Below are 9,826 nucleotides of genomic sequence, written 5' to 3' on the forward strand. Positions count from 1 at the left end.
ATCGACCCCTCATCCGTCAGCTTCGCTGACACCTTCTCCCGCAAGGGGAGAAGGAAACCTCCAGACACAGAAAAAGCCGGCCCGCGATGCGCGGAGCCGGCTTTTCGTCGCCCTTACGGCGAGAAGGGTTTTTAGGCCTTCTTGCCGGTGAAGCCGGCGAACTTGGCGTTGAAGCGCGAGACGCGGCCGCCGCGGTCCATCAGCTGGGCGTTGCCGCCCGTCCACGCCGGATGGGTGCGCGGGTCGATGTCCAGCGCCAGGGTCGCGCCTTCCTTGCCGTAGGTCGAGCGGGTCTTGTAGCTCGAACCGTCGGTCAGGGTGACGGTGATGAAGTGGTAGTCGGGGTGAATGTCTTGTTTCATGGCGGCGATCCAGACCGACTAAGCCGGCGAGTGAGAATGGGGTAAGCGCCAATCCGCGCACGCGCGGGGTGGCCCTCGAAGACGCGCGGCTATAAAGAACGCGCGCGATTTTGGCAAGGGACAGTTGATGACTGACGTGACCGCCGGCGAGCAAAAGGCCGAAGGCCGCCCCGGCGCGGGGGCGGAATTGGTCCAGGGCATGGCCGAGGCCAAGGCCCGGCGGCCGCGCCGCAAGGATATCCGCCCGCTGGCCCACCTGCTGCCGTTCGTGGCCGCCCACAAGGGCGACGGGCTGGCGGCGGGCTTCTTCCTGCTCTTCTCGACCGGCGCGACCTTGGGCCTCACGGCGGCGTTCAAGGAGGTCATCGACCACGGATTCGCCAAGGGTCAGGGAAGCGAGATCAACAGCGCCTTCGTCGGCCTGGGCGCCGTCGCCATGGTTCTGGCGGTGGCGACGGCCCTGCGATTCTTCTTCATCACGCGGCTGGGCGAGCGGGTCGTGGCCGACGTGCGCCGGGCGCTCTATGGCCACACCCTGACGCTGGATCAGGAATATTTCCTCAAGACCCGCACCGGCGAGGTGCTGTCGCGCCTGACCACCGACGTCTCGCTGATCGAGCAGCTGGTCGGCGCCTCGGCCTCGATCGCCCTGCGCAATATCCTGAGCCTCGTGGGCGGCCTCGGCTACATGGCGGTGGTCTCGCCCAAGCTGGCGGGCTTCATCGTGCTGATGGTGCCGGTGATCCTGGCGCCGATGTTCCTGGTCGGCCGCCGGGTGCGCAAGCTGACCGTCACCGCCCAGGACCGCTTCGCCGACGCCGTCGGCTACGCCGGCGAGAGCCTGGACGCGCTGGAGACGGTGCAGGCCTTCGGCCGCGAGAAGGCCTCGTCGAGCCGCTTCGCCGAGGCGGTGGAGATGGCCTACCGGGCCTCGGTCAAGCGCATCGTTACGCGCGCCAGCATGACCGGCATGGTCATCATCCTGGCCTTCGGCGGCATCACCCTGCTGCTATGGACCGGCGCGCGTCTGGTGCTGTCGGGCGAGATGACCGGCGGCACCCTGGCCCAGTTCGCCATGCTGGCGATCATGGCCGCCGGCTCGATCGGCGCCCTGGGCGAGGTCTGGGGCGACGTCCAGAAGGCGTCCGGCGCCATGGACCGCATCTCCGAACTGCTGAACGCCCGGCCCGGCATCGCCGCCCCGGCCGTTCCCAAGCCGCTGCCGGTCCCGGCGCGCGGCGAGATCGCCTTCGAGAACGTGACCTTCGCCTATCCGGGGCGCCCGGACCTGCCGGCGCTGAACGGCTTTGACCTGTCTGTGAAGGCCGGCGAGACCGTCGCCTTGGTCGGCCCCTCCGGCGCGGGCAAGAGCACCGTCCTGCGGCTTCTGCTGCGGTTCTATGATCCTCAGGTCGGGGATATCCGCCTGGACGGCGTGAACCTGCGCGACGCCGATCCGGCCGAGGTCCGCGCCCGCATGGCCCTGGTCGCCCAGGACTCGCCGCTGTTCTCGGGCTCGGCCCTGGACAACATCCGCTTCGGCCGCGCGGACGCCTCCGACGAAGAGCTGAAGGCCGCCGCCGAGGCCGCCCAGGCCGCCGGCTTCCTGTCGGCCCTGCCGCAGGGCTTCGACACCCCGGTGGGCGAGCGCGCCAAGACCCTGTCCGGCGGCCAGCGCCAGCGCCTGGCCATCGCCCGCGCCCTCGCCCGCGAAGCGCCGATCCTGCTGCTGGATGAGGCTACTAGCGCCCTCGACGCCGAGAGCGAGCGCCTCGTTCAGCAGGCCCTGCACGCGGCCATGGCCGGCCGTACGACCCTGGTGATCGCCCACCGCCTGGCCACGGTGCTCAAGGCCGACCGGATCGTGGTCATGGAGGAGGGGCGCGTGGTCGAGCAGGGCACCCACGCCGAGCTCTTCGCCAAGGGCGGCCTCTACGCCCGCCTGGCCCGCCTGCAGTTCGGCGTCGAGGCGGCTTAGGCAACTGGGTCGCGAGCCAGCTTTGGGTCGCCAAGCCCTACATCAACCAGATCCGTGGCTATGGACAACGCCACCTGAACGATGTGACGCTGACGTCATGATCCAGAAGTTGAGTTTCTTGAATCCCTTTAGGCCGCTGCCTGAGGGGCAGGGGGGTCTGGCCCTCAGGGTTTCGGCCCTTGCACTGCTGGTGGTTGGAATCGAATGCCTTTGGGGTGCGATTTCCACCTGGTTTGCGCGTGACGCGGTGCTCCAGCAGATGCGTCAGAGCTTGGAGCTTGTCTCCCGTCCAGAGGTGGCCGCCGCTTCAAGGGACATGATGGGGCCGGGTTTGGTGCAAGGAGTTGTATACTTCAGCATCGCGCAGGCGCTGCTTTTCTTTGTGCTCGGCGCGGTTCAATGGCGGAGGCCTAACAAATGGATTCCGTTGATCGTTTTTCTCTTATTCGCCTACTCGCTGCTTTCCGTTCCGAAGATGATCTATCTCACAGGCTTTCAGTTCGAAGGGCCTCCGTGGGGGATTATTCGAACGGCCCTCGAGTCCTTCCTCCTTGTGGTGATCTTCTGGGCAGGTTTCCGGGGTGGGGATCGTCTCGACAAGCTTAAGAAGGCAGCTACTTCGCCAAATCCGCCGGCGTCGTCGGCTCGCTGATCACGCGCTCCATCGCCGCCCAGCGCGCGGCCTCGGTCTTGCCGACCCGATCGACGTGGGCGCGGACCAGGTCCTGGCCCAGGCTGTAGTTGATGATGTAGGCGCGGTAGGTCTCGATGAACGAGAGGCGCTTTTCCGCGCGCGCCGTCGAGGTCAGGCCATACTTCGCCAGGGCCCTTACCGCCTCGGGCTTCTTCATCTTGCCGTCCAGATAGGCCGCGGCGATGGTGATCTCGCTCTGGGCCAGGGCGGCCTTGGCGTCCATCAGAGCGCCGTAGGCGGCCGCCGTCTTGGGATCCAGGCCCGCCAGGGGGTAGAGCTTGTCGCGCTCGAAATCGGTCTTGGCTTGGCCGGGGAAGGCCAGGGCGATGCCGTAATTGGCGCTGCCCTCGGCGATCAGCGACTGCGGCGAAAACAGCGGATAGACGCTGAACTCCACCCAGCCCTTTTCCTTGGTCAGCTTCTCTTCCAGCAGGGCGTTCAGCACGTGGTGGCCCGGATAGCCCTCGTGGCAGCCCAGGTCCAAGGCGCGGCTGATATAGATCGGCAGGTCGGTGTTGATCTCGATCAGGCTGTGGGCGCCGCCCTGGTACCAGTTGTAACCGCTCCAGGGCTTCCGGGTGACGAACGACAGGTCGAAGCGCTCGCCCGCCGGCAGCTTGATGTGTTCCTCGGTCTTGGCCTTGCAGGCGGCGATGCCGGCCTTCATCACCGGCTCCAGCCGGTCGGTCGGAATCACGTACCGGGCCTGGAAGGCGTCGACGCGGGCGGCGAGGTCGCCCTGGCCGGGGACCAGCTTGTCGATGCGCGCCAGGATCGGATCATAGGTCTTCAGCGGCTTGATCGCCGGGCGCACGCCGAACAGGCCTTGAGCCTCGTCCTGGAAGCGGAACTTGTCGCCGGCGATCATCGCCAGCCGTGTCTGGGCGGCCTTGACCTGGCCCTTCAGGAACAGCTTGCGGCGGCGCTGGTCTGCCGTCAGGTCCTTGTCCGAGACCTTGGCGAGCAGCGCTTGCAGGCGATCGGCTTCCTTGCGCAGCACCGACACGGGACGTGGGGCCAGCTTGGCCGCGTTCAGATATTCGCGCGGGCCGTAATAGGCGTCGACATAGCCCGGTTCGCGCTCGCCGGCCTCCAGGGTCAGGCGCACGAAGTCGACGGCGACCTTGTCCAGCGTCTCCGAGCCCGGCGAGGCGAGGGCGGGGGCGCTCGCCCCAAGGGCGGCGACGACCGCGAGCGAGGCGACGGCGTGACGTAACTTCATGGAACTCTTCCCCAAGGCGCAAGGCCGGCACGCTGCACCGGACCGCCCCTCCTGGGCAAGAGCGGGCTTAGCTCCGCGCGGCGACCGCCAGCGCGGGGAAGTCGCTGAACACGCCATCGACGCCGGCGGCGTACAGCGCCTTCAGCACCGCGATCGTATCGCCGTGCTGGGCCAGGAAGGCCGGGTCCTTGGGATCGCCCTTCCGCAAGCTCGCGGGCAGGAAGTAGTTCTCGGCCCGCACGGTCCAGGGGTGGACCACCAGCCCGGCGGCGTGGGCGTTCTTGACCAGATCCGTGGCCGGCAGCAGGGCGTCGGCGTTTTGCGGAACGATCATGGTCTTCTCCGGACCCAGGCCGTCGGCATAGACCGCGACCTCCTTCAGGCCCTGGGCGGTGACGAGGTCCGCGTACTTGACGTTCGGCAGGTCGGCCGGACCGCCCTCGCCAGCGACCAGGAAGACCAGGCGCGCGGGGGTCTTGGCCCGCAGACGCTTTAGCGGACCAACCTCGAAGCATTGGACGAACACCGGCGCCTTGGCGGAGTTGAGGTCCAGCGCCTTCAGCTTGGCGACCAGGCGGTCCTCGGTCGGCAGGCCGATCGAGGCGAAATAGGTCGGATGCTTCAGCTCGGGATAGACGCCGATCGTCCGGCCGGTGCGCTGGCTCCCCGCGCGGGCGATGGCGACCACTTCCTCGAAGGTCAGGATCTGGGCTTGGCCGTCGAACGCCGCGCTGACCGGACGCAGTTGCGGCAGCCGCTCGCGGGCGCGCAGGGTCTTCAGCTCCGGCAGGGTGAAGTCTTCCGTGAACCAGCCGGTGATCTGCTCGCCGTCGATCGTCTTGGTCGCCTTGCGGGCGGCGAACTCGGGGCGGCTGGCGACGTCGGTCGTGCCGCCGATCTCGTTCTCGTGGCGGGCCACCAGGTGGCCGTCCTTGGTGGGAACGAGGTCCGGCTCGATGAAGTCGGCGCCCTGCTCGATGGCGCGCTCATAGGCCAGGACCGTGTGCTCGGGCCGCTCGCCGCTGCAGCCGCGGTGGCCGATGACGATCGGCTTGCGGTTCTGAGCGCGAGACAGGCCCGGGATGAACGTGCCGGCGAGAGCGGCGGTGGTCAGGGCGCGACGGGTCAGCAGGGTCATGGGCCGCGATTTAGCGCGCGGATGTGACGGTTTGGCTAGACCTTGAAAACTGTCATCCCGGCCAAGCGCGAAGCGCGCCGAGCCGGACCCAGGGGCGGCCGCCCTGCCGCTTGCCCTGGGTCCTGGATAGCCTCTGCGAGGCTTCCGGGATGACACAAGAGAGTGGGCTGCTTAAGCCGCGCGCAGGCGCTCCAGGATCTGCGGGTGCAGGTCCTGGTTGGAGGCCAGCAGCGACTTGCCGGACACCAGGTCGAGGTCGCTCTCGTCGATCGTGGTGATCTTGCCGCCCGACTCCTGGATCATCAGGATGCCCGCCGCGACGTCCCACGGGTTGAGGTTGCGCTCCCAGTAGGCGTCGAAGCGGCCGGCGGCGACCCAGGCCAGGTCCAGGGCGGCCGAGCCGAAGCGGCGCACGCCGGCGACCTTCTGGCTGACCTGGTGCAGCTCCTTCAGGAACTGGGCGTGGCCCGGCTTGCCGGCGAACGGCACGCCCGTGGCCAGGACGCTCTCGTCCAGGTGACGGCGAGCGGCGACGCGCAGGCGCTTCTCGGCGCCCAGGAACGCGCCCTTGCCCTTCTCGACCCAGAACAGGTCGTTGCTGATCGGGTTATAGGTCACGCCGGCGACGATGCCCTCGCCCTCGCGCTGCAGGGCGATGTTGACCGCGAAGTGCGGAATGGCGTGCAGGAAGTTGGTGGTGCCGTCCAGCGGGTCGACGATCCAGGTGTGGGTCTTGTCGGTGCCCTCGACCATGCCGCGCTCTTCGCCCAGGAAGCCGTAGCCGGGGCGGGCCTTGGTCAGGATCTCGAACAGGGTCTGTTCGGCCTTGAGATCGGCGTTGGAGACGAAGTCGGCCGCGCCCTTCTTGGAGACCTGCAGTTCGGTGACTTCGCCGAAGTCGCGGGCCAGGCCCCGGGCGGCCTTCCGGGCCGCGTCGATCATGACGTTCAGGAGGGCGGAAGGCGTGGGCACGGGCGGCTATCCTCAATGAAGCCGTCGACGCCCGCCGGAAAGTCCGGCGGCGGAGCGGTAGGTCGACGGTGTGAAAGAACGGGCGCGGAACCTAGTCGTCCACAGGGGGGATGGCAAGGCGGGGCGAATTGGGTGGGGTTAACGGGAAAAACGCACCAGTAAAAGCCGTGTCATCCCGGAAGCCTCGTAGAGCCTATCCGGGGCCCAGGGGCCGCGCGCACCGCGTTCGTCGCCCCCCCTGGGGCCCGGCTCTTCGCTTCGCTGCGGCCGGGATGACACGGTTTGGAGGACTGGGCCGTCGCCTAAGGCAATTCCACCTTCGGCAGGCTGTCCTTGGTCTCGCACAGGAGCTTGCCGGACTTGCCGACCGCGCCGGCGATGTCCTCGATCTTGGCTTCCTTGCGCCAGTCCTTGGGCAGGCCCTTGGTCCCGTCGAAGTCCATGCCGAGGTCCATCCACTTGTCGGCCGCGCAGTCCAGCGCGAACAGCAGGATCGGTCCCTTGGAGGCCGGCCAGTTCCTGTAGGGGCCGTTGGCCTTGCCTTCGGCGATGCGGGTGACGATCAGTCCGGTGGACTGGTCCACGCGGGAGAAGTCCGCGTCGTAATAGGTCTTGGTTTCCCCTGGCGCCAGTTTCCAGGTCTCGGCGACGGCGGCCGTCGAGACGGCCAGGACCGGTAGGCTAAGCAAACACACTACGAGCCGCTTCATGTCGAGCGCCCTTCCCAGGTTTTGTTCGCTGGAAAGGACGCTAGGCCTGTGTGCGGCGCGTCACAAGGCGCCGCGCGACCTGACGTTTACTTACGGGCGGCGAGGCCTTCGGCGATGGCGGCGTTCAGCGCGGCCACGGCGGCGGCGGGTCCTTCCGGATAGGCCCAGACGCCGGCTGAAACGGCCAGGAAGTCCGCGCCCGCCGCGGCGAGGCCGGCGGCGTTGGCCGCGGTGATCCCGCCGATGGCGACGCACGGGGTCTCCATCGTCTCCTGCCAGATGGTCAGAATCTCGGGATCGGCGGTGGTCGGGGCGTCCTTGGTCGTGGTCGGGAAGAAGGCGCCGAAGGCGACATAGTCCGCGCCGGCCTCGGAGGCCTCCATGGCCAAGTGGCGACTGTCGTGGCAGGTGACCCCGATCATCCGCTGGCCCATCAGCTTGCGGGCGTCCTTGTAGGGCATGTCCGACTGGCCGATGTGGACCCCATCGACGGCCAGGCGCGCGGCCAGATCCGGGCGGTCGTTCAGGATCACGGCCACGTCGCGCGCCTGGGCGATCGGGGCGAGCGCATCGACGGCGGCCGCCACGACGTCGTCCGGCGCGTCCTTCAGCCGGATCTGCAGCGCGGCGACGTCGCCGCCTTCCAGGGCTTGCGCCAGCGTCCGGCCAAACGCGGCCAGGTCGGCCAGGGCGGGCGGGGTGATCAGGTAGAGGCGGCAGTCGAGCGTCATGGGGTGGCTTTAGGCCAAATCCTCTCCCTGTGGGAGAGGTGTCGACCTGAAGGGGCGACGGAGAGGGGCGTATTCATCGACTTCCCCCTCCGGTCGCTGCGCGACCACCTCCCCGCTAGGGGGAGGATTTGAGCGTGCTCTACACACCGCAATGCGAGTTAGTTGCAAAACGCCCCGCATTAAGATAGATGAGAATGAAACTCATTCGGTAGGGCGTTCTTCCTTGTACGTCTGCAACTGCAACGGCATCCGCGAGCGCCAGGTGCGCGCCGCCATCGACGCCGGCGCCCAGCGCCCGGTGGAGATTTTCCGTCACCACGGCTGCCAGGCGCAGTGCGCCAAGTGCGTCTGTGAGATGCGCCAGATGATCCAGGAAAACCGCGAAGCCCTGGCCTACGCCGCCGAGTAACGGCGAAAAATCTTGTAAAATCAGAGATCGCGAAGCACTCGCACGAATTTCCGTGAGAGCGCGAAACACTCGCACATATTCGTGTTGAAGCCCGCTTCGGCTTGCCCCAGGTTCCGGCCAACAGTGAATCTAAAGGAGGCCGCCATGCAGGGCGATCCCAGCATCATCCGTCTGCTCAACGCGGTGCTCACCAACGAACTGACGGCGGTCAACCAGTACTTCCTGCACGCGCGGATGTACGACAACTGGGGCTTCAAGCGCCTCGGCAAGATCACCTATGACGAGTCGATCGGCGAGATGAAGCACGCCGACATGCTGATCAACCGCATCCTGTTCCTGGAGGGGCTTCCGAACCTTCAGGACCTGCACAAGCTGAAGATCGGCGAGACGGTCCCTGAGTGCCTTAACGCCGACCTCCAGGTCGAGCTGGGCGGTCGCGAGACCCTGATCCCCGGCATCGTCCAGTGCGAACAGGCCCGCGACTATGTCAGCCGCGAGCTGCTGCGCGAGATCCTCAGCGACACCGAGGAGCACATCGACTTTCTGGAGACCCAGCTGTCGCTGGTGAAGTCGCTGGGCGAGGCCAACTACCTGCAGTCGGCCATGGGCGAGCTGCCGTCTTAACCGCCGCTAGATCGGCCGCTGCATGAACAGGCGCGCGCCCTCGTCGAGGCCGCGCGCCAGATGCTCGCGCCGCACGGCTTGCAAGGCGGCCGAAAGGGCGTCGTCGGCGATATCCACGAAGCCCAGCCGCCGGTAGTAGGGTGCGTTCCACGGCACATCGCGGAATGTCGAGAGTGTCAGGCGCGCCAGGCCCGCCCTGGCCGCGCGTTCGGCCACGGCGTCGATCAGGGTCGCGCCGATCCGGCGTCCTTCGAACGCGGGCGCCACGTCGATCTGTTCGATGTAGAGGCCGTTCTCCAGCGGACGAAACATCACGAAGGCCGCCAGCTCTTCGTCTAGGGTCGCCGCCAGGAGGCCGCCCCGGACGAGGCGCTGGGCGAGCACCTCGGCAGGGGTGGGCTCGTCATCGGCCAAAGCGTCCATCACGCCGAGAAAGCGTTGCGAGGACGCGCGTTCAAGATCGCGGATCGCATCGATCTCGGTCCTCAGGGCGGGGCGAATGGCGAGCGTCATGCCGACCACCGTATCCTAGCCCAGACGAAGGTGTCAGGCCGCCGCGCGCTGCTGCGGCTGATCGTCGAACTTCTCGACCAGTTCGCCCAGGCGCGAGGCCTCGCCCTTCAGCGAATGCGCGGCGGCGGTGGTCTGTTCGACCATGGCCGCGTTCTGCTGGGTCATCTGGTCCATCTGGTTCACGGCGGTGTTGACCTGAGCCAAGCTCGTGGCCTGCTCCTGGGCCGCCGTGGCGATCTCGGCCACCAGGGTCGAGATGTCGGTGACGCGCTGGATGATGCTGCCCAGGGCCGAGCCGGTGCGGTCGACGAGGGTGACGCCGACCTCGACCTTGTCGGTGGCGGCGCCGATCAGGACCTTGATCTCCTTGGCGGCTTCGGCCGAGCGTTGGGCCAGGGCCCGCACTTCCTGGGCGACCACCGCGAAACCCTTGCCGCTCTCGCCGGCGCGGGCGGCCTCGACCCCGGCGTTCA

Annotated in this window: 12 protein-coding genes; 4 read left to right on the forward strand and 8 right to left on the reverse strand. The window is 67.6% G+C overall.

Features of this window, described 5'->3' with window-relative positions:
• Positions 1-131 precede the first annotated feature (131 nt).
• The gene (gene rpmE / locus AX690_RS00360) at positions 132-362 is read right to left on the reverse strand and encodes a 50S ribosomal protein L31 (protein ID WP_066686633.1); all 231 of its coding nucleotides are present in this window, start codon (positions 360-362) and stop codon (positions 132-134) included.
• A 124-nt stretch (positions 363-486) separates the two neighbouring features.
• On the opposite strand from rpmE, the gene AX690_RS00365 reads away from it, so the two are divergent.
• Both AX690_RS00365 and AX690_RS00370 read left to right on the forward strand, forming a co-directional pair.
• Positions 487-2,340 carry an ABC transporter transmembrane domain-containing protein gene (locus AX690_RS00365; RefSeq protein ID WP_197426736.1) on the forward strand — a complete coding sequence of 618 codons (1,854 nt, stop codon included), beginning with the start codon at positions 487-489 and terminating at the stop codon, positions 2,338-2,340.
• A gap of 97 nt (positions 2,341-2,437) precedes the next feature.
• Positions 2,438-2,992 (forward strand): hypothetical protein, encoded by a 555-nt coding sequence (locus AX690_RS00370; RefSeq protein WP_066686639.1) that lies wholly within the window; start codon positions 2,438-2,440, stop codon positions 2,990-2,992.
• Here AX690_RS00370 and AX690_RS00375 read toward each other — a convergent pair.
• The 5 genes from AX690_RS00375 to thiE all read right to left on the reverse strand — a co-directional run bounded on the left by AX690_RS00375 (position 2,955) and on the right by thiE (position 7,807).
• Positions 2,955-4,256: a hypothetical protein gene (locus AX690_RS00375; protein WP_066686642.1), complete on the reverse strand. Its 1,302-nt coding sequence runs from the start codon at positions 4,254-4,256 to the stop codon at positions 2,955-2,957. The genes AX690_RS00370 and AX690_RS00375 overlap by 38 nt on opposite strands.
• Positions 4,257-4,323: 67 nt before the next feature.
• Positions 4,324-5,394 carry a glycerophosphodiester phosphodiesterase gene (locus AX690_RS00380; protein ID WP_066686645.1) on the reverse strand — a complete coding sequence of 357 codons (1,071 nt, stop codon included), beginning with the start codon at positions 5,392-5,394 and terminating at the stop codon, positions 4,324-4,326.
• 171 nt (positions 5,395-5,565) lie between these two features.
• Positions 5,566-6,366, reverse strand: coding sequence for an inositol monophosphatase family protein (locus AX690_RS00385; RefSeq protein WP_066686647.1), 801 nt, complete (start codon positions 6,364-6,366; stop codon positions 5,566-5,568).
• Between the two features lie 302 nt (positions 6,367-6,668).
• Entirely contained in the window at positions 6,669-7,076 is a 408-nt protein-coding gene (locus AX690_RS00390) for a hypothetical protein (RefSeq protein ID WP_066686649.1), read from the reverse strand.
• 86 nt (positions 7,077-7,162) lie between these two features.
• Positions 7,163-7,807, reverse strand: coding sequence for a thiamine phosphate synthase (gene thiE, locus AX690_RS00395; protein WP_066686652.1), 645 nt, complete (start codon positions 7,805-7,807; stop codon positions 7,163-7,165).
• 223 nt (positions 7,808-8,030) lie between these two features.
• Between thiE and AX690_RS00400 the strand changes: the two genes are divergently transcribed.
• Both AX690_RS00400 and bfr read left to right on the forward strand, forming a co-directional pair.
• Positions 8,031-8,216 (forward strand): bacterioferritin-associated ferredoxin, encoded by a 186-nt coding sequence (locus tag AX690_RS00400; protein ID WP_013077839.1) that lies wholly within the window; start codon positions 8,031-8,033, stop codon positions 8,214-8,216.
• Between the two features lie 144 nt (positions 8,217-8,360).
• Entirely contained in the window at positions 8,361-8,840 is a 480-nt protein-coding gene (bfr, locus tag AX690_RS00405) for a bacterioferritin (protein ID WP_066686654.1), read from the forward strand.
• 6 nt (positions 8,841-8,846) lie between these two features.
• Here bfr and AX690_RS00410 read toward each other — a convergent pair whose 3' ends face one another.
• Together AX690_RS00410 and AX690_RS00415 are read right to left on the reverse strand one after the other, a co-directional pair.
• Positions 8,847-9,353, reverse strand: coding sequence for a GNAT family N-acetyltransferase (locus tag AX690_RS00410; protein ID WP_066686655.1), 507 nt, complete (start codon positions 9,351-9,353; stop codon positions 8,847-8,849).
• A 33-nt stretch (positions 9,354-9,386) separates the two neighbouring features.
• Positions 9,387-9,826 (reverse strand): methyl-accepting chemotaxis protein (locus tag AX690_RS00415; protein WP_231732059.1); only part of this gene is annotated, 440 nt, incomplete at its 5' end.

The sequence above is a fragment of the Caulobacter sp. CCH9-E1 genome (assembly GCF_001556515.1).
Classification (GTDB): Bacteria; Pseudomonadota; Alphaproteobacteria; order Caulobacterales; family Caulobacteraceae; genus Caulobacter.